The sequence below is a fragment of the Actinoplanes siamensis genome (assembly GCF_016862395.1).
Lineage (GTDB): Bacteria > Actinomycetota > Actinomycetes > Mycobacteriales > Micromonosporaceae > Actinoplanes > Actinoplanes siamensis.
The window spans coordinates 81,071-98,441 of the sequence record NZ_BOMW01000002.1 but is presented as its reverse complement, the minus strand read 5'-3'; the positions used below and the strand labels follow the sequence as shown (position 1 = coordinate 98,441).

The 17,371-nt window shown below is 71.8% G+C and carries 18 protein-coding genes and 1 pseudogene; 8 read left to right on the top strand and 11 right to left on the bottom strand.

The window, feature by feature from the left end; all coding sequences use genetic code 11:
• Positions 1 to 99: 99 nt before the first annotated feature.
• Positions 100 to 243 (top strand): annotated as a pseudogene (locus tag Asi03nite_RS39075) (IS630 family transposase); the annotation flags it as partial.
• A 113-nt stretch (positions 244 to 356) separates the two neighbouring features.
• Here the strand turns inward: Asi03nite_RS39075 and Asi03nite_RS00700 are convergent.
• On the bottom strand, positions 357 to 1,148 hold the full coding sequence (locus tag Asi03nite_RS00700; RefSeq protein WP_203676160.1) for a hypothetical protein: 792 nt from the start codon (positions 1,146 to 1,148) through the stop codon (positions 357 to 359).
• Positions 1,149 to 1,186: 38 nt separating this feature from the next.
• Here Asi03nite_RS00700 and Asi03nite_RS00695 point away from each other — a divergent pair, with 38 nt between their 5' ends.
• Positions 1,187 to 2,221, top strand: a complete 1,035-nt coding sequence (locus tag Asi03nite_RS00695) for a carbon-nitrogen hydrolase family protein (protein WP_239102231.1) — start codon at positions 1,187 to 1,189, stop codon at positions 2,219 to 2,221.
• On the opposite strand, the gene Asi03nite_RS37580 is transcribed toward Asi03nite_RS00695, so the two are convergent.
• Positions 2,204 to 2,941: a pyridoxine/pyridoxamine 5'-phosphate oxidase gene (locus Asi03nite_RS37580; protein WP_239102230.1), complete on the bottom strand. Its 738-nt coding sequence runs from the start codon at positions 2,939 to 2,941 to the stop codon at positions 2,204 to 2,206. The genes Asi03nite_RS00695 and Asi03nite_RS37580 overlap by 18 nt on opposite strands.
• 124 nt (positions 2,942 to 3,065) lie before the next feature.
• On the opposite strand from Asi03nite_RS37580, the gene Asi03nite_RS00685 reads away from it, so the two are divergent.
• Both Asi03nite_RS00685 and Asi03nite_RS00680 read left to right on the top strand, forming a co-directional pair.
• A complete protein-coding gene (locus tag Asi03nite_RS00685; protein WP_203676159.1) occupies positions 3,066 to 3,473 on the top strand; it encodes a YciI family protein in 408 nt (135 codons plus the stop codon).
• Entirely contained in the window at positions 3,470 to 4,597 is a 1,128-nt protein-coding gene (locus tag Asi03nite_RS00680) for an RNA polymerase sigma factor (protein WP_203676158.1), read from the top strand. Before Asi03nite_RS00685 ends, Asi03nite_RS00680 begins: the two co-directional genes overlap by 4 nt.
• Positions 4,598 to 4,912: 315 nt before the next feature.
• On the opposite strand, the gene Asi03nite_RS00675 is transcribed toward Asi03nite_RS00680, so the two are convergent.
• Together Asi03nite_RS00675 and Asi03nite_RS00670 are read right to left on the bottom strand one after the other, a co-directional pair.
• Complete coding sequence (locus Asi03nite_RS00675) at positions 4,913 to 5,449, bottom strand: phospholipase (RefSeq protein ID WP_203676157.1); 537 nt, start codon at positions 5,447 to 5,449, stop codon at positions 4,913 to 4,915.
• Positions 5,450 to 5,481: 32 nt separating this feature from the next.
• Positions 5,482 to 6,981, bottom strand: coding sequence for a sensor histidine kinase (locus tag Asi03nite_RS00670; RefSeq protein WP_203676156.1), 1,500 nt, complete (start codon positions 6,979 to 6,981; stop codon positions 5,482 to 5,484).
• A gap of 268 nt (positions 6,982 to 7,249) precedes the next feature.
• On the opposite strand from Asi03nite_RS00670, the gene Asi03nite_RS00665 reads away from it, so the two are divergent.
• Positions 7,250 to 8,515, top strand: coding sequence for a DUF1996 domain-containing protein (locus Asi03nite_RS00665; protein WP_239102228.1), 1,266 nt, complete (start codon positions 7,250 to 7,252; stop codon positions 8,513 to 8,515).
• Positions 8,516 to 8,547: 32 nt separating this feature from the next.
• Positions 8,548 to 9,297: a class I SAM-dependent methyltransferase gene (locus Asi03nite_RS00660; protein ID WP_239102227.1), complete on the top strand. Its 750-nt coding sequence runs from the start codon at positions 8,548 to 8,550 to the stop codon at positions 9,295 to 9,297.
• A 106-nt stretch (positions 9,298 to 9,403) separates the two neighbouring features.
• Here Asi03nite_RS00660 and efeB read toward each other — a convergent pair whose 3' ends face one another.
• From efeB to efeU, 3 genes are all read right to left on the bottom strand, one after another.
• Positions 9,404 to 10,669: an iron uptake transporter deferrochelatase/peroxidase subunit gene (efeB, locus tag Asi03nite_RS00655; protein ID WP_203676226.1), complete on the bottom strand. Its 1,266-nt coding sequence runs from the start codon at positions 10,667 to 10,669 to the stop codon at positions 9,404 to 9,406.
• A gap of 143 nt (positions 10,670 to 10,812) precedes the next feature.
• The gene (gene efeO / locus Asi03nite_RS00650; RefSeq protein WP_203676155.1) at positions 10,813 to 11,946 is read right to left on the bottom strand and encodes an iron uptake system protein EfeO; all 1,134 of its coding nucleotides are present in this window, start codon (positions 11,944 to 11,946) and stop codon (positions 10,813 to 10,815) included.
• A 7-nt stretch (positions 11,947 to 11,953) separates the two neighbouring features.
• Positions 11,954 to 12,778: an iron uptake transporter permease EfeU gene (efeU, locus tag Asi03nite_RS00645; protein WP_203676153.1), complete on the bottom strand. Its 825-nt coding sequence runs from the start codon at positions 12,776 to 12,778 to the stop codon at positions 11,954 to 11,956.
• Positions 12,779 to 12,885: 107 nt separating this feature from the next.
• Here efeU and Asi03nite_RS00640 point away from each other — a divergent pair, with 107 nt between their 5' ends.
• Positions 12,886 to 13,392 (top strand): MarR family winged helix-turn-helix transcriptional regulator, encoded by a 507-nt coding sequence (locus tag Asi03nite_RS00640; protein ID WP_203676151.1) that lies wholly within the window; start codon positions 12,886 to 12,888, stop codon positions 13,390 to 13,392.
• 78 nt (positions 13,393 to 13,470) lie between these two features.
• Here Asi03nite_RS00640 and Asi03nite_RS00635 read toward each other — a convergent pair whose 3' ends face one another.
• The 3 genes from Asi03nite_RS00635 to Asi03nite_RS00625 form a co-directional block, all read right to left on the bottom strand.
• Positions 13,471 to 13,935, bottom strand: coding sequence for a hypothetical protein (locus Asi03nite_RS00635; protein ID WP_203676149.1), 465 nt, complete (start codon positions 13,933 to 13,935; stop codon positions 13,471 to 13,473).
• 163 nt (positions 13,936 to 14,098) lie between these two features.
• Positions 14,099 to 14,740, bottom strand: coding sequence for a nucleotidyl transferase AbiEii/AbiGii toxin family protein (locus Asi03nite_RS00630; protein WP_203676148.1), 642 nt, complete (start codon positions 14,738 to 14,740; stop codon positions 14,099 to 14,101).
• Between the two features lie 159 nt (positions 14,741 to 14,899).
• Positions 14,900 to 15,241, bottom strand: coding sequence for a hypothetical protein (locus Asi03nite_RS00625; protein ID WP_203676147.1), 342 nt, complete (start codon positions 15,239 to 15,241; stop codon positions 14,900 to 14,902).
• 229 nt (positions 15,242 to 15,470) lie between these two features.
• Here Asi03nite_RS00625 and Asi03nite_RS00620 point away from each other — a divergent pair, with 229 nt between their 5' ends.
• A complete protein-coding gene (locus tag Asi03nite_RS00620) occupies positions 15,471 to 16,661 on the top strand; it encodes a Clp protease N-terminal domain-containing protein (protein ID WP_203676146.1) in 1,191 nt (396 codons plus the stop codon).
• A 56-nt stretch (positions 16,662 to 16,717) separates the two neighbouring features.
• Here Asi03nite_RS00620 and Asi03nite_RS00615 read toward each other — a convergent pair whose 3' ends face one another.
• Positions 16,718 to 17,356, bottom strand: a complete 639-nt coding sequence (locus tag Asi03nite_RS00615; protein WP_203676145.1) for a hypothetical protein — start codon at positions 17,354 to 17,356, stop codon at positions 16,718 to 16,720.
• Positions 17,357 to 17,371: the final 15 nt, after the last annotated feature.

Sequence of the window (17,371 nt, the reverse complement as noted above, 5' to 3'; positions counted from 1 at the left end):
TCGATAGCGAGTGCAAGATCGGCCAGGACCGCAGAGGAGTGGGCGCCTGCTTCGGCTGAAGGCCTTCGAGCGAGTTGGCATTGACAGCACTTTTCGTGAAGATGGCCGCGCATCCCCCACCTGCATTTCCCCCTGACCGGGGCAAGCTGGCTCAATCTGGTCGAACGCTTCTTCGCCGAGATCATGATCAAACTCATCCGCCGTGGCGTACACCGCTCGGGCACCGCACCGGAGAAGGGCATCCGACTGCAGGCGAATTAACGACTCAGGACACTAGTTGGCACCTGTCAGCGGCAGCAGGAACCGCTCGTCCACGATGGTGACCGCCGGTATGAGGTCGCCGTTGATGATCTCCTTCAGCGGGTGCCGGTGGCGTACTCGGATCGCGGACGGCGTGTGGTGATCGCCCGCCACGCCAGCTGAACGATCAGTGTGATGGTCAGGGCGATGCCGAACGCGGCGCCGATGCCGAGTGGCACGACCAGCGTGGCCACCAGGAAACAGAAGACCGAGAAGCCGAGCAGACCGCCGGGGATACCGTTCGCCACCTGGACCGCGCCCGGATGACCGAGTTGGGCCAGCGCGAACGCGACGACGACACTGGTCGCGATGGGGAACGGCGCCAGCACGCCGGTCAGGCCAGGTCCGGCAGCGGCGGCCGCGGTGGTGACGGCCCACACCAGCACGGCAGTCGCCGCAGCCCGGGCGGGCAGGTCCCACCACGGCCAGGCGGGCCGGACCGCGTCAGCGGGCATGCCGGCCGGCAGCAGCCTGGTCGCGACCCCCGCCACGGCGATCACCAGGAGAAGACCCCACCCCGGCGGAAGCGAAATCCGGGCGAGCACGAGATCCAGCAGCAGGCAGGACACCCAGGAGATCAGCAAGGTCGGCATCCAGCCGAACCACCGCGACAACCACGCGAACACCAGCGCGAACCAGGCCAGCGTCACCAGGCCCAACAGCGCCGCACCGGCCGCGCGGGCCCCGAATGCGGCTCCCTGCTCCAGGCAGGTGATCAGCAGGATCGGCCCGGCCACGATCGGCAGGGCCACGAGCATGCCCGAGACGCGCTGGCCCCACCGCCGACCGGTCAGGGAGGCCGCCACCACCAATGCCGGAGCCAACAGCAACTTGAGCATCAACGTCACCGCCGCATCCTAGGGACGGTGGGCGCCAGGCCCCGGGGATGGCCGGTTCCTTGCGCTCAACGGCCCGGATGCCGCTGGCGCCTTGGTTTGTCAGCGCCGAGTCTGTGCACAGGCGATTTCGGGGAGGCGAACAGATGCGCATCGCTGCGGCACAGGCCCGGCCGTGCTGGCTGGATCCGGCGGCCACGACGAAGAAGGTCGTCGCCTTGCTCGAGCAGGCGGCTGCCCGGCAGGTGGAGTTGGTGGCGTTCCCGGAGGCATTTCTGTCGGGTTACCCGGCCTGGCTGGAGCACACCGGCGGTGCGCGATTCGATGACGCGACGCAGAAACGCGCCTACGCGGCTTACCTCGAAGCAGCGGTTGAGCTCACCGGCCCCGAACTCACGCTGGTCACCGAAGCCGCACGTGACCTCGGCGTCTTCGTCTACCTGGGCACCATCGAGCGTGACGTCGCGGTCGGCCGTGGCACGGTGTTCTGCACCCTGGTCGCGATCGATCCGCACGCCGGCATTGTCACCGCTCACCGTAAGCTCATGCCGACCCACGAGGAGCGGCTGGTGTGGGGGATCGGCGACGGCAACGGGCTCCGGGTCCACCAGACGGGCGGCGCCCGGGTGGGCGGCCTCAACTGCTGGGAGAACTGGATGCCGCAGGCCCGTCATGCGCTCTACTCCCAGGGCGAGGAACTGCACGTGAGCGTGTGGCCCGGGAACCCGCGCAACACCGCCGACATCACCCGCTTCGTGGCGCGGGAGGGGCGGGTGTTCTCCCTCGCTGCCAACGGCCTGCTCGGGCTGGACGACATCCCCGCCGACTTCCCGTTGCGGTCCGCGCTGGAGGAGGCCGGGGTCACGGAATACTGCCGCGGCGGCTCCGCGCTGGCCGCACCGGACGGCAGGTGGCTGGTGGAACCACTGGCAGGCGAAGAGACATTGATCGTCGCCGACATCGACCTCGCGGAGGTACGTGCCGAGCGCCTCACCATGGACCCGACCGGCCACTACAGCAGACCTGACGTCTTCACTGTGGAAGTCGACCGGCGCCGCCGTGCAGCGTCACGATTCACGACGTGACCGACGACGCTGGTACCGCAACCCGATGCCGTTGCTCACGGCGGTTCGGATCGTTTGCGGTAGTGACAGGCTCGGGCTTGTTGCTGGCGTCGGTGGCGGGACCAGTGCCAGACGTGTGCGGTGGTGTGGGCGGCGGCCAGCACGAGTCCGGCGACCGGGCGACGGATTTCGTTGCTGGTCAATGGGATGAGCTGGCCGCTGTCTGCGCCGGTGCCGCACCACGTGGTGCGGATCGTGGTGGATCTCCTCGTCCAGGTGTGCCGGGTCGAGCAGGGGCTGACTCTGCCGACCGAGCGACGCCTCGGCGCGGGAGGCCGGTGGCCGGGCGAGGAAGTCGGCGGCGCTGAGTTCGGGCGGTGCCGGGTGGACGTGGCCACGGACCCGGACCTGGCGGCCCCGCAGCGGCCAGTAGAAGGTCAGCGCCGCGACCGGGTGGCGGCTCAGGTCCCGGCCCTTCGGGCTCGCCGCGTGCACGGCGAACTGCCAGCCGTGCTCGTCCACATTCTTGAGGATCAGCACCCGTGCGGACGGGATGCCGTCCGGCCCGAGGGTGGACAGGGTCATCGCGTGCGGTTCGCGCACTCCGGCGTCGACGGCCTCGGTGAGCCAGCGGAGGAAGAGCTGGTCCGGGCGCGGCGGGGCGGTGGACGGGTCGAAGGTGGGCAGTTCGCCGGCGAAGACCGGGAGGGCGCGCAGACGGTCCCGGGTGCTTGTGGTCATGCCGGTGACGCTGAACCCGTACCTTGGGGTAGGAGTCAAGCCGGAAAAAAGTTCGGCGGGAATGTCGAGACCCCGCGGGCGGCTCCGTCCCCGGGTCGTACACCAACCGAGAACGGAGTCCATCATGGCGAAGTACCTGCTGCTCAAGCACTACCGTGGCGCGCCGGCCCCGGTCAACGACGTGCCGATGGAGCACTGGAAGCCGGAGGAGGTCACGGCGCACGTCCAGTACATGAACGACTTCGCGGCGCGGCTGGAGAAGACCGGGGAGTACGTCGACGGGCAGGCGCTCGCCCCGCAGGGCACCTGGGTCGCCTACGGCGGGCCGGGCCGCCCGCCGGTCACCGACGGCCCGTTCGCCGAGACCAAGGATCTGATCGCCGGCTGGATGGTGATCGACGTGGACAGCTACCAGCGGGCGATCGAGCTGGCCGGCGAGCTGTCCGCGGCCCCCGGGGCGGGTGGCCGGCCGATCCACGAGTGGCTCGAGGTCCGCCCGTTCCTGACCGAAGCGCCGACCGTCACCGAATGAACTTCCGCGAACTCACGCCCAGCGTGATCGGTGTCCTCGTCCGCCGCGGAGCCGGCTTCGCGGCGGCCGAGGACGCCGTGCAGGACGCCCTGGTGGAGGCGGTCCGCGCCTGGCCGGAGGACCCGCCGCGTGATCCGAAGGGCTGGCTGATCACCGCGGCCTGGCGCAAGTTCCTGGACGTGGCCCGGTCGGACGCGGCGCGCCGCCGGCGTGAGAACCTGGCCGACCAGGAGCCGCCGCCCGGGCCGGCTGCGGAGGCCGACGACACGCTGCGCCTGTACTTCCTGTGCGCGCACCCGTCGCTGAGCCCGTCCTCCGCGGTGGCGCTCACGCTGCGGGCCGTCGGCGGGCTGACCACGCGGCAGATCGCCGAGGCGTACCTGGTGCCCGAGGCGACCATGGCGCAGCGGATCAGCCGTGCCAAGCGGACCGTCTCGGGGGTGCGCCTGGACCGGCCCGGCGACGTCGCCACCGTGCTGCGGGTGCTGTACCTGGTGTTCAACGAGGGCTATTCCGGCGACGTCGACCTGGCGGCCGAGGCGATCCGGCTCACCCGGCAGCTCGCGTCCGCGATCGATCACCCGGAGGTGGCCGGCCTGCTCGCCCTGATGCTGCTGCACCACGCCCGCCGGGCGTCCCGGTCCGGGCCGGACGGCAGCCTGGTGCCGCTCGCCGAGCAGGACCGCGGCCGCTGGGACACCGGCCTGATCGCGGAAGGCGTCGAGATCCTGCAGGCGGCGCTGGCCCGGGACCGGCTCGGCGAGTTCCAGGCGCAGGCGGCGATCGCGGCGCTGCACGCCGACGCGCCGACCGCGGCGGAGACCGACTGGGTGCAGATCGTCGAGTGGTACGACGAGCTGGCGAAGCTCACCGGCAGCCCGGTCGTCCGCCTGAACCGGGCGGTCGCCGTCGGTGAGGCCGACGGCCCGCGAGCGGGTCTCGCGGCCCTGGCCGAACTGGACGAAACGCTGCCCCGCTACCCGGCCGTGGCGGCGTACCTGCACGAGCGTGACGGGAACCGGCCGGTCGCGGCGCGGCTCTACGCCGAGGCCGCCCGGCAGGCGTCCAGCCGGGCCGAACGCGATCACCTCACCCGGCAGGCGGCCCGCCTGAACGCCCGATGATCGACGACCGTGCTCCTGGGCCGGGGGCCGCCCGCGCGGGAGACAACATCGGAACCGGTGTTCCGGAAGGGGTGGGGTGGGGGAGTGGCGACACGGAGACGGCGGGGCGGCGGATGTGCAGCGTAGCCGGGAGGCGCTGCGGGCGACGCCGCTGACCGTCGGCGAGGGCGTTCGGCCCGGCCGGCTCGCGGCGCGGGAGTTCCGCGACTCCGGCGGGCGATCTGGACCTCCAGGACCGGAGTGATCGCCGGCCACGGCACGGAAGGTGGCCGGCGACATCCTGTCGCGGGCCACCTTCCGGCGTAGGCGCAACGATCAGGCGGCGTCCCGCAGGGCGTCGTTCTTGATCTTCGCGGCCTTCTGGATGTCCGCGTCGGAGACCGCCGCGAACGAGCCGAAGGTCGCGACGGCCTGGTAGTACGTCCAGGCCAGGGCGGTGCAGGAGGGGCGCACGGTCGTGTTGTAGGTGGCGCACTTGCGCTTGAGGTCCTCGTAGAGCGCCGAGTCCAGCCGGCTCTTGTTGGCGTCGAACGCGCCGATCGCCTTGTAGTTGCGGTAGCCGAAGTCGTGCCGGTAGCAGGACAGCGTGAAGTCGAAGCCGAGCGGGTTGTCCGGGCTGGAGGAGCAGTAGTCGGTGCTCCAGTCGAACGCGTACGCCGACCAGGCGCCCTGGTTCTGCCGGGCGGCGTTCCACGAGTTGTAGCTGGCCGCACTGGTCTGGGTGAAGCCGGACAGGACTGCGGGCTTGTCGGCGGGAGCGGCGGCGGTGGCCGGGGTGGCCGTGCCTATCGCGACGGCCGCGGTGGCGATCGCGGCGGCGGACAGGGCTCGGACGGCGATGGGCACGGTCATCCAGGTCTCCTTGATCAGGGCGGGCTGCCTGGTCACTGATTATGGGTGCCGGACCTCGCATTGTCATCGATTCTTCTCAATGGAATCGTGAAGACGAGGCGGGCGCCCTTGTCGTACGACGGGTCGAGCCCGATCACGCCGCCGTGGTGCTCGACCACCTTCTTGCACACCGCCAGGCCGATCCCGGTGCCCTCGTACTTCTCCCGGGCGTGCAGGCGCTGGAAGATCACGAAGATCTTGTCGGCGAACTCCGGGTCGATCCCGATGCCGTTGTCGCTGACCGCGAACGTCCAGGTGGTGTCGGTCGCGGTGGCGGTGATCTCGATGCGCGGCGCCTCGCCCGGGCGGCGGAATTTGATCGCGTTGCCCAGCAGGTTCTGCCACAGCATGGTCAGCAGGGTGACGTCACCGTGCACCACCGGCAGCTGCGGCCGTATGATCTCGGCCCTGGTCTCCGCGATGCTGACCGCCAGCGAGTCCTCGGCGCGGGCCAGCACCTCGTTGAGATCCACCGCCGCGGTGCCGTCGTAGACCCGGCCGATCCGGGAGAACGTGAGCAGGTCGTTGATCAGGCGCTGCATCCGGGTCGCGCCGTCCACGGCGAACGCGATGTACTGCTGCGCCCGCTCGTCGAGCGCGTCCCCGTAGCGCCGCTGCAGCATCTGGCAGAACGACGCCACCTTGCGCAGCGGCTCCTGCAGGTCGTGCGAGGCGACGTAGGCGAACTGCTCAAGGTCGGCGTTGGACCGGCGCAGTTCCGCCTCCCGCTGCTCGGTCACGGTCAGCGCCTCGACCAGCCGGTTGCGCATCTCCTCGACGTCGCGCCCCACCTCCGCCACGTCGGAGGGGCCCTCCGGCGTCACCGCGTGGGCGAAGTCCCCGCCGGCCACCTGGCGCACCGCGGCGCCCAGCCGGGCGAGCGGCTGCACGACGGTGACCCGCAGCAGGACCGCGATCGCGGCGATCAGCAGCAGCAGTACGGCGACCAGGCCGAGAAAGACGACGTCACGCAGCTCGCGGGCGTCGGCGAGAGCCTGCCGGCCGTCCTGCCGGGCCGCGATCAGGCGGTCGTCGAGCGTGGTGAGGCGGGCCCGCACCGGCGCGAACGCCGCCGCCACGTCCCCCTGCCGGGTGGTGATGGCCGGCTCGGCCACCGTGCGGCGCCATCGCGCGGCCTCGTCCTCGACCGCGGCGAGGTCGGCCGACGGCCCGTCCTCGCCCGCCAGCAGCCTCCGCAACGTGGCGGCGGCGACCTGCTCCGCGGATACGCTCTCGTGGTAGAGGTCGACGAACTGCGGGGCGCCGCTGAGCAGGTAGCCGCGCAGCGCGGTGTCCTGGTTGCGCAGTGCGTCGTCGAGCTGCACCACTGCCGTGCGGGCCGGCGAGATGCGGTCGTTGAGCTGGTTCGCGACCGAGCTCGTCCTGCTCAGCGCCGCCGCGCCGACCAGCGAGGCGGCGAGGATGAGCACCACCATGGCGACCAGGATCGCGGCGAAGTGGCGCTGCGTCGTCCATCGACCGGTTCTTGTCACACCGGCACGGTAGAGGATGCCGGATCGATTGGGCCGCATCCGGTGCCGGGTCGGCGGGCGCGGGTTTCGCCGGCACCGTCGCGACAGCAACCGGACACGAGTCCCCACTTACCGGAACTTCGCCCAGGGCGAACCTTTGACGTGCATAAATGTCGCCGGAAGCGGTTTCGGCGCATTGACACGGATTAACACGCCGTTCACAGTGGCGGCAAGAGAGCGCTTTCTTCGCACACCCCCCGTCCTCTGTGGTTGGAAAGGCTCGTCGCCCATGCGAAAACGTCCCCTCATCGCCGCGGCCGTCGCCGCCGCACTGGCCGCGTACACGCTTGTCGCCGCCACCGCGGCCAGCGCGGCGGACCCCCTGATCTCGCAGGGCAGGCCGGCCACCGCCTCCTCCGTCGAGGCGGCCGCCTTCCCCGCGTCCAACGCCGTCGACGGCAACGCCGGCACCCGGTGGTCCAGCTCGTTCAGCGACCCACAGTGGCTGCAGGTCGACCTCGGCGCCGGCGCCGCCATCTCCTCGGTCACGCTGAACTGGGAGGCGGCGTACGCCACGTCCTTCTCGATCGCGACCTCGGCCGACGGCAGTTCCTGGACCACCCGCTACAGCACCACGGCCGGGACCGGCGGGCGGCAGACGGTGACGTTCAACGGCACCGGGCGGTACGTGCGGCTGAACACCACGGCCCGGGCCACCCAGTGGGGGGTGTCGCTGACCGAGTTCCAGGTGTACGGCACCGGCGGCGGCAGCACCACGCCGACCATCCCGCCGGGCGCGGTGCGGGTCGCCGAGTTCCTCGCCGACTGCCCGTTCACCCACCGGTTGCCCGACGACCCGATCATCTTCCCGAACCTGCCCGGCGCCTCGCACATGCACAGCTTCTTCGGCAGCGAGGTGACCAACGCGTCGACGACCGTCAACGACCTGATCAACGCGAACAGCAACTGCAATCCGTCGATCGACAAGTCGTCCTACTGGATTCCGACGCTGTACCGGGACGACGTGCCGGTCGAGCCGGTCACCGGGATCTTCTACTACCTCGGTGAGGGCGTGTCGGACGCGCTGATCGCGCAGACCCAGCCGTTCCCGGTCGGCCTGCGGATCGTGGCCGGCAACGCCAAGGCCGCCGGGCCCAACGACAACACCATCTCGCGCTGGTCGTGCCTGCACGCCGGCGAGGTGAACCCGTCGCACGACTTCGTCAACTGCCCGGCCGGCTCGATGCTGGAGTCGTACCTGGACTTCCCGCACTGCTGGGACGGACGGAACCTGGACTCCACCGACCACAAGAGCCACATGGCGTACCCGGTGAACAACGCCTGCCCGGCCACCCACCCCGTGGTGGTGCCGAAGCTGCGCCAGGTGATGCGGTACCCGGTCACCGGCGACCCGAGCCGCCTGCGCCTCGCGTCCGGCCCGGGTTACACGATGCACGGCGACTTCTTCAACGCGTGGCCGGCCGACGAGATGGCGCGCCGGGTGAACAACTGCATCCGGATCATCGTCAAGTGCGGGACCGACGGCCGACCTTGATCACGTTCACGGGGGCGACATAGGTTGCCCCCGTGAACTCTTCGATCAGTGACCCCCAGCGGCGCGAGCACGCCGCCTCGTTCGGGGCGGCGGCTCAGGCCTACCGGCGCGGGCGCCCGACGTATCCGCGCACCGCCGTGCAGTGGGTGGTCCCGGCGAGCGCCCGGACCGTTCTGGACCTCGGCGCCGGCACCGGGAAATTCACCGAGCTGCTGGTGGGCGCGGGCCTCGAGGTGGTAGCGGTGGAGCCGTCCGCGGGAATGCGCGAGCAGCTGTCCGACGCGGTGCCGGCGGCGGCGGTGCACGACGGCACGGCCGAGGCGATCCCGCTGCCGGACGCGTCGGTGGACGCGGTCGTGATGGCGCAGGCCTGGCACTGGGTGAACCCGGAGACGGCCGTCCCCGAGGTGGCCCGGGTGCTGCGGCCCGGCGGCACGCTGGGCCTGGTGTGGAACATCCGGGACAGCGCCGAGCCGTGGGTCGCCGAGCTGGACGAGCTGCTGCAGCACCACAGCCGCCAGGACGTCGACACGGCGCCGGCGCTGGGCGCCCCGTTCAGCGAGGCCGAGCGCGCCGAGTTCCGGTGGGTGCACACGCTGACCAGGGCCGCGCTGCTGGACATGGTCGCCTCACGCAGCTACGTGATCGTCCTCTCCGGGCCGGAGCGGGCCGAACTGCTCGGCAACGTCGCGGAGCTGCTGGACTCGCACCCGGACCTGGCCGGCCACGACGAGATCAACCTGCCGTACGTCACCCGCTGCACCCGCGCCGTCCGGAAGTGACCCGGATGCGACGCGGTTCGCCGAGCCGTCCCGCGCGGAACCCGCCGGACGGGCGACCGCGGCGGTTCCGGCCGGGGACCGGTGGGTGCGACGGCGGGGAGCGGGATCAGGCGAACAGGGACCGGCCCCAGTGGTCGTCGGCGGCCTGCAGGCCGGGTGGGCAGGCGAACAGGCCGCTGGAGACGTGGCGGATGTACTCGTTCAGGGCGTCCTGCTTGGCCAGCCGGTTCTGGACCGGGACGAACTGCTTGCGCGGGTCGCGCTGGTAGGCCATGAAGAACAGCCCGGCGTCCAGCCTCCCCAGGCCGTCCGACCCGTCGACGAAGTTGTAGCCGCGGCGCAGCAGGCGGCCGCCGCCGTTCTGGTCGGGGTGGGCCAGACGCAGGTGCGAGTCCATCGCGATCACCGGGGTGCCCTCGCCGTCCCGCGCGGCGAAGTCCGGCTCGTCGTGTTCGAGGCCGCCGGTGAGCGGGGCGCCCTCGCCCTTGTCGCGGCCGATGATCGTCTGCTGCTCGGCCAGGGACGAGCGGTCCCAGGTCTCGATCAGCATCCGGATCTTACGGGTGACCAGGTAGGAGCCGCCGGTCATCCAGTCCGGGCCGTCGCCGGGCTGGACCCACAGATGGTCGTCGAGCAGCGCGGTGTCCTCGGCCTTGAGGTTGCGGGTGCCGTCCTTGAAACCGAACAGGTTCCGCGGGGTGGCCTGCGAGCGGGACGTGGAGGAGGTGCGGCCGAACCCGAGCTGGGACCAGCGGACGCTGACCTTGCCCATGCCGATCCGGGCCAGGTTGCGGATGGCGTGCACGGCGACCTGCGGGTCGTGGGCGCAGGCCTGGACGCCGATGTCGCCGCCGGAGATGGCCGGGTCCAGCGTGTCGCGGGGGAAGTTCGGCAGGTCGGCCAGGGCCGCGGGACGCTTGGCGGCGATGCCGAAGCGGTCCCTGCCCTGGGCGTTGCGGAACAGCGTGGGACCGAAGCCGATGGTCAGGGTCAGCCCGGAGGCGGGCAGGCCGAGCGCCTCGCCGGTGTCGTCCGGTGGCGCCTCCATCGAGCCGCCGACCGCGCCGAACGTGCCGGCGTCCCGGCCCTGGGTCATCCGGGCGGCGGCAGCCGTCCAGTCCTGGAGCATGTCCAGCAGGGCGGCCTTGTCGTCGGTGATCACGTCGAAGGCGCAGAAGTGCAGGCGGTCCTGGGCGGGCGTGACGATGCCGGCCTGCCTGGCGCCGTAGAACGCGATCGCCCCGCCGGCGTCCGCGGACGACGCCGGGGTGGGGGACGTGTCGCGGCCGGTCAGGGCCAGCGCGCCCGCGCCGGCGGCCGCCACACCGGCCGCGCCCGCGCCGGCCAGTCCGAGGACCTTGCGCCGATGCATCTTGGAGAAACCTCTCTCGTACGCCGTGGTGGTGATCTCCGGTTCGTACCGCAACCGGTGCGGGGTGCGGCGACGGCGCCGGCGGCCGGATCGCCGCGGCCGGTCCCGGTGGGACGGGCGCGGCGACCGCGACCGCGGCGGGCCTACTTCTGGGTGACGATCGCCGCCACCTTGCTGATCGGCTCGGCCAGGGCGTTGATGTCGTCGGACAGCTCCTTGAGGTCGGCCTGGGAGAGCTGGTCGTGCAGCTTCCAGCCGTCGCCGGCGCGGTGCTTCTCCAGGGCGGCCTGGACCTTGGCGAAGTTCTCGTCCAGGGTCTTGACCAGCGCCGGGTCGCGGTCCTCCAGGGCCGGCCGGAGCGCCTGGATGGCGCCCCGCGAGCCTTCGATGTTGGCGGCGAAGTCCCACAGGTCGGTGTGCGAGTAGCGGTCCTCCTCGCCGGTGATCTTGACGGCGGCGACCTCGTCGAGCAGGCCCTTGGCGCCGTTGGCCAGCTCCACCGGGGAGAACGTGACGGTGTTGGCCTTGTCGACGATGGTCTGGACGTCCTTGAGCAGCTTGTCCGCGATGGGGCCGGACTTGCTGATGTCCTTGGTCTCCCAGAGGTCCTTCTCGATCTTGTGGAAGCCGGTCCACTCCTGGCCGGGCTCCAGGTCGCCGTCGCGGGCGTCGATGGCCGGGTCGAGGTCGCCGAAGCTCTCCGCGACCGGCTCGATCCGCTCCCAGTAGGTGCGGGCGACCGGGTACAGCGACTTGGCCTTCTCCGCGTCGCCGCCCTTGACCGCGGTGACGAACGCGGTGGTCTGCTCGATCAGCGCGGACGTCTGCGACTTGACGTAGCGCTGGTAGTCGGTGGCGGCCCGGGCCAGCTTCGCGTCCTCGGTCAGTGGCGTGGCCGAGCCGGAGACCTGGAACGCGTTACGGATGCCCTTGCCGATCATGCCGGGCTTGCAGGCGGTCTCGTAGGCGCCGGCCGGCAGCTCGACGATCAGCTCGCGGGACAGTCCGGGCGCGATGTTCTCCACCTCGCCCATGATCCGGTCGCCGGCCGCGTAGACGTAGAACTCGTTGATCTTGGAGCCCTTGTTGGCGATGCTGAACGTGACCGTGCCCGCGGGCGAGGCGTTGCGCTCCACCTTGCACTCGGTGTCGGAGGCGGCGACGGCGATCTTGCCGCTGGCGGCGTCACCGGCCTGGTCGTCGGAGGCCTGGTCGCCGCAGGCGGTGAGGAACAGCGCGGCTGCGGCGCCGAGCGTGAGCAGACGTGCGGTGTGCATCGGTCTCCTAGGAAACGGTCGTGGCGGGAGCGGCGGCCGGGCGGGCCGGCCAGAGGAAGAGAACGAGGACCGGGATCCCGTAGGCGAGCCAGGCGATCGTCTCCACCACTGTCGGCGCGGGGGTGAAGTTGACCATGCCGCGGAGCAACTCGGCGTACCAGGTGGTGGGCGGGAAGCCGGCCGTCACGTCGAACGCGGTCCGGTCGAGGCCGCCCAGGACGTTGGACTCCTGCAGGTCGTGGAAGCCGTACTTGAAGATCCCGGCGGCGACCAGCACCAGCAGGGCGCCGGTCCAGGTGAAGAAGGTGGACAGGTTGATCCGGACCGCGCTGATGTAGAGCAGCCAGCCCAGCATGACCGCGGTGAGCAGGCCCAGGCTGATGCCGGCCAGCGGTGTGGCGTCGGTGGCGCCCTGGGCTGCGGCGTAGAACAGGATCGAGGTCTCCAGGCCCTCCCGGATCACCGCGAGGAACGCCACGCCGGCGACAGCGACCGGGCCGACCGCTATCGCGTCCTCCATCCGGCCGCGCAGCTCCCGGCCGATGTGGCGGGCCATCCGGCGCATCCAGAAGATCATCCAGGTGACGAACGCGACCGCCACGAACGACGCGACGGCCTCGAACAGCTCCTGGTGCGTCGAGCTGAGCCGGGCGATGCCCACCTGCAGCAGCACGGCGAAACCGATGGAGATCGCCGCGGCCACCGCGACGCCGGCCCAGACCAGGCGCAGTAGCGGCCGGCGGTCGCTCTTGACCAGGAACGCCACGAGGATCGAGACCACGAGGGTGATCTCCAGGCCCTCGCGCAGGCCGATGAGGTAGATGGCGGTCATGGATCTCCAAAGGTTAGCCAACCCTAACTTTGTCTCCGCATCATTCTTCTACCGGCTTGTAGATGTCAAATCATCGACTTTTATATAAGCGCTGTTACATTGGCGGAATGAGCGACTTCATCGATCCCACCGAGCACGCCGTCTGGCGCCCGCTCCGGGATCTGCAGGCGGCGCTGGACGCCGAGGTCGCCCGGGTGTACGCCGACGCGAACATCGAGGGGCTCAAGACCACCTGGGTGCAAGAGCTGATCAAGCTGCACGTGCACGGCCCGATGACGATCACCGCCCTGGCCGGCGCGGTGGGGCGGACCCACTCCGCGCTCAGCCAGAAGGTCTCCGCGATGCGCGCCGCCGGCTGGGTGCGGACGGTCACCGGCGCGGACGGCCGTACCAGGGAGGTCGAGCTCACCGCCAAGGCTCGCCGGATCGCCGGGCGGCTCGCCGCCGGGTGGCGCGCCACCGAGGCGGCGGTGGCCGAGATCGAGGCGGAGATCCCCTACCCGATGGCGAAGGTGGTCCGCGACATCGAGGAGGTCCTGCGGCGCCGCGGCTTCCGCGACCGGATCACCGAGCGGCTCGCCGGGGACCCGGCGTGGGAGCAAGCGGAACCCTGATCGACCCGTGGCCGCCGCGCCCGTCGCCGGCGGCCCGACGTCGCACGCCTTCCCGCCGCGCGTGCTCGGAACCGATCGCTATCGCGGTCCGGCCTTCCGCACGGCGGTCATGACCTCCGCGCGCGGCTTGCGGCACTGGTCGACCGGCACCCGCACGTGGATCCAGCGGCCCTGCGCGTCGAGCAGGGCGATCCACGGCGGGGTGATCAGGATCCGGGTGCAGGCGCCGGTGGTCGGCTGCTCGTCCGGCAGCTGCAGGGCGCTGACCAGCGCGGTGACGTCGGTGACCCGCCGCTCGGCCGGGGCCGGGCTGGGCGCGCCGACCGCTCGCGGCAGGTCACGTTCGGCGCAGATCACGGCGGACACCGGCCGGAAGCCGCCGGTCAGCCCCACCGGCTGGGCATCCTGCTCGGCCTGCTCACAGGACACCCAGCTGTCGTGCACGCCGGGCTGCTCCGCGGGGGCGCTGCCGGCCGCCGTCGCGCCGCAGCCGGTGAGACCGGCGGCCAACGCGAGAGCCGGCGGGATCATCCACTTGTTCATACCCCTGAGACGGTACAGGGCGGCCCGCGGTTCCACCCCGTTCCGCGTACCGCCGGCGATTTCCGGTGCGCCCCGAAGCCGTCCGCCCGTGGTGGCGTTGCCGGTCGACGACAGGCCGGCGGCCACCGGCGCGCGGGCCGACGGCCGGCCAGTGGTTCGCCCCTCAGTCGCGCGGCCAGTCCGCCAGCCGGCGGCGCAGTTCGGCGATCTTCGCGGCGTCCAGGCCGTAGAGGGTGAACCGGACGTCGTCCAGCCGGTCCAGATAACGGCCCGCATCCGCGATGTCCTCCCGCTCCAGGGCGGGGTCCGCGGCGTACGCCAGCTCCAGGATCCGATCCAGCGGATAGCGCTGCAGCGCGGCAGCCACATCGATGTAATCGCGCACCTCGCGGCGGTTGACCAGAGCGGCCACCTTGGTCGCCACCAGGTCGTCGAGGTGCATGACCGGGCCCAGGTCCATCACCACCGGAGCGCGGCTGCGGTCCAGGCGGCACAGGGTCAGGCGCAGCGCCCGGTGCTCGCCGGCGACCAGGAACTCCTGGATGTCCGCGTCCATCCCGGCGAACAGCTCGTCGCCCTCCTCGCGGACCACCCGGTAACCGGCCCGGGTCAGCGCCGCGGTGACCTCGCCGGCCGCCGCGAGCACGCCGTCGGGGGCGTCGGTGAACAGGTCGATGTCCTCGGTGGGGCGAGCGACCAGGCCGTTGACCAGCCAGGCGACGCCGCCGCCGAGGACGAAGCCGTGTTTGTCCGCGACGGCCAGCGCGACGCGGGCCACGTCGCGGTAGAAATCGTCGACGTTCATCGCCCGGATTCTCGCATTCCGCCGGCACCCGGGCCGGGGGCCGGGGCTCCGGTTCCGCGCGGGCCGAGCGCCGCGGTTACGGTTTTCCGCGCCGCGATTTCGCGGTTCCGCATCGGTGCGGAAGATTCGGTCGCGGCACAGCGGACTGGGCCCGGATGATCAGGCGGCGAGCCGGGCGCGCAGCCGCGGATGCCTGGCTTCCCAGGCGGCGCGGACGCCGCGCGGCAGATTCAGATCGGACCACACCCGGAGCAGCGTCGCCCCGTCGAGATAGGCGCGCAGCTCGTCGACCCGGATCGATTCCCGGAGCACATTCTCATACATCCAGAGGAGCATGGTGCGCTCCGCGAGATCGAACGCGCGCTGCGGATGCCACCACAAGCGCAAGGGCAACTCCACCAGGCCGCAGGTGGGACCGCGCAATTCGGCCAGAGTGCCGGCCACGACCACCGGACGATGCGGCCGGGCCAGGTGGGCAACGGGGGCGGCGCTGGCGGACATGCGATCACCCTAAACCGGCAGGGCTACCGAAAAGCAAGCTCCTAGAGTCCTAGGACGCCGAAGTCACCTGCCGTTCGGTGGTTCGTCGCGACGATTTTCGAGTACGACCATCGCACCGCCCACCGGCCGCGGTGCGGAAACTCGGCGCGCCGGATGGACCCGCGAATTCGCCCCATTGATCGGCGCACTGTCGCATGTGGCATCATGCTGCGGCGAGGTGGCGTTGATCATGCAGGTGACCGATCAGGCGCGGTATGCGCTGGTGCTGGCGGCCGAGAAGGCCCACGAGTCGGGGGAACGGCCGGTCGACGCCCGTCACCTGCTCCTCGCGCTCGCCGAGACGGACGGCGGCGCCCGTCACGCCCTCACCCGCAGCGCCCCGGACGGCCGCGAACCCGGCAACCAGGCGTCGCCGCCGGACACGGGGCGGCCCGGACCCGGCGCGAAGACATCACCGCCGGAGAGCGGCGGACCCTTCCCGCCCGCCCCGGAGATCGCCGCCCGTGCGCTCGCCCGCGCCCGCACCGCCGGCCGCGACTACGCCACCACCACCGACTTCCTCGTCACCGTCCTGGACGCCGACGACGGTCGCCTGGCCGCGATGCTGCACGCCGCGGGCCTCGACTCCGCCCCGGCCGGCCGGGACCACGCCGACTGCTGCGCGGAGAACGGGTACAGCCCGATGCGCCCACTGCTGGCCGCCATGGGCGCCCGCGCCGGCGGCCTGCCCGGCCGCGCGCGCACCCGCCTGCACCTGCTCACCGGACTGCTCCCGCTGCTCCTGCTGTACGCCCTCGTCCTCGCCGTCACCTGGGACACCGCGGGTCCGGAGACGATCCTGGCGGTCGGCGTGGCCGTGCTGGCCGCAGGATTCCCGCTGATCCTGCTCGCCGAGCGCCGGCAGCTGCGCGCCCTGCTCGCGGCCGCGCCGGACCCGGTGGCCGTGCCCACCGGGATCCGCCCGCTGCTGGACCGGCTGGGCCTGCGCGACCTGGAGGTGCGCCGGGTGCCCGGGGCCGGCGCGGACCGCTGCTTGCGGCGCGGCCGGCGGGCCTGGCTGCTGATCACCAGCGACACCGAGGAGCACCCGGACCGGGCGGGCTTCGTCCTCTGGCACGAGGTGGCGCACCTGGTCCGCCGGGACGTCGAGAGCAGCCGCCCGCGCCGGGCCGGCTACCTGGGCCTGTACGCCGCGACCCTGATCAGTCTCGATCCGCGGGCGCTGGCGGTCCTGGTGGTGGGCGGCCTGCTCCTGGGTGTCGGCCGTCGCTGGTGGGCGGAGCTGGCCTGTGACCGGCTGGCGGTCCGGTTCGCCGGCGTGGACGCGTTGCGGGCCTGGGCGGCCGGCCGGGCCCCGGCGCGGGCCAGGCACCTGCTCACCCACCCGCCGCTGGGACTGCGCGCCGCCGTCGCCCGGTGAACCCGGCGCTGGAGATCACCCGGTCGCAGCGGCCCGCGACCGGATCCGCCCGGGCATCATGCGAACCGCTCGGTGGTCACCGGGATCAGCCCTCGTTCCCGCACGTCGGCGGTGAGCTTGCGGAGCACCGCGCCGGCGAGGTCGCTGCTCTCCCCGCGCAGCAGCACCGTCACGTCCAGTCCCCAGGCGATGCCACTCCCCACCCGGCGCAGGTTCCAGGTGAACAGGTCGTCGCCGGCGCGGCCCGTCCCGGACGGCATCCCGCCCTCGCCGGTGCCGCGCCAGGCCACGCTCAACTCGGCCAGTTGCGCGGCCTTCGGCTCCTTCGCGAACAGCACGCGGTAGATGCGCTTCTCCAGGAAGCCGTCCGGCGCCGCACCGGCGCCGAGCCGCAGGGGCGCCGCCGTGGCGAACCGCGCCCATTCCCCGAAGTGCATGCGCAGTTCCTCCTCGCTCGGCAGCTGACCGCCGCCGAACTCCCGGTAGATCCGCGCCGCCCGCTCGCGCCGCACGGGGGTGGCGGTGGCGAGCAGTTCCTCGTTCGTACGCAGGACGCGGCCGAACGATCCGGCGCCGCGCCAGCCTTCGTCTCCGGACGCCCACATCGCGCCGCCCAGCCCCACGGTGACGTGGTCGACGCCGTAGGCGAACTCTTCGACGAGGATCGCTTCCCCGGACAGCAGGTAATAGTCCATCGGGTTCGATTGAAC

Coding starts and splice junctions, on each gene's coding strand:
- Asi03nite_RS00625 (WP_203676147.1), bottom strand. CDS start 15,241: ATGTCCGCCAGCGCCGCCCCCGTTGCCCACCTGGCCCGGCCGCATCGT.
- Asi03nite_RS00665 (WP_239102228.1), top strand. CDS start 7,250: ATGCGAAAACGTCCCCTCATCGCCGCGGCCGTCGCCGCCGCACTGGCC.
- Asi03nite_RS00615 (WP_203676145.1), bottom strand. CDS start 17,356: ATGGACTATTACCTGCTGTCCGGGGAAGCGATCCTCGTCGAAGAGTTC.
- Asi03nite_RS00640 (WP_203676151.1), top strand. CDS start 12,886: ATGAGCGACTTCATCGATCCCACCGAGCACGCCGTCTGGCGCCCGCTC.
- efeU (WP_203676153.1), bottom strand. CDS start 12,778: ATGACCGCCATCTACCTCATCGGCCTGCGCGAGGGCCTGGAGATCACC.
- Asi03nite_RS00695 (WP_239102231.1), top strand. CDS start 1,187: ATGGCCGGTTCCTTGCGCTCAACGGCCCGGATGCCGCTGGCGCCTTGG.
- Asi03nite_RS00685 (WP_203676159.1), top strand. CDS start 3,066: ATGGCGAAGTACCTGCTGCTCAAGCACTACCGTGGCGCGCCGGCCCCG.
- Asi03nite_RS00630 (WP_203676148.1), bottom strand. CDS start 14,740: ATGAACGTCGACGATTTCTACCGCGACGTGGCCCGCGTCGCGCTGGCC.
- Asi03nite_RS37580 (WP_239102230.1), bottom strand. CDS start 2,941: ATGACCACAAGCACCCGGGACCGTCTGCGCGCCCTCCCGGTCTTCGCC.
- efeB (WP_203676226.1), bottom strand. CDS start 10,669: ATGCATCGGCGCAAGGTCCTCGGACTGGCCGGCGCGGGCGCGGCCGGT.
- Asi03nite_RS00620 (WP_203676146.1), top strand. CDS start 15,471: ATGCAGGTGACCGATCAGGCGCGGTATGCGCTGGTGCTGGCGGCCGAG.
- Asi03nite_RS00675 (WP_203676157.1), bottom strand. CDS start 5,449: ATGACCGTGCCCATCGCCGTCCGAGCCCTGTCCGCCGCCGCGATCGCC.
- efeO (WP_203676155.1), bottom strand. CDS start 11,946: ATGCACACCGCACGTCTGCTCACGCTCGGCGCCGCAGCCGCGCTGTTC.
- Asi03nite_RS00680 (WP_203676158.1), top strand. CDS start 3,470: ATGAACTTCCGCGAACTCACGCCCAGCGTGATCGGTGTCCTCGTCCGC.
- Asi03nite_RS00635 (WP_203676149.1), bottom strand. CDS start 13,935: ATGAACAAGTGGATGATCCCGCCGGCTCTCGCGTTGGCCGCCGGTCTC.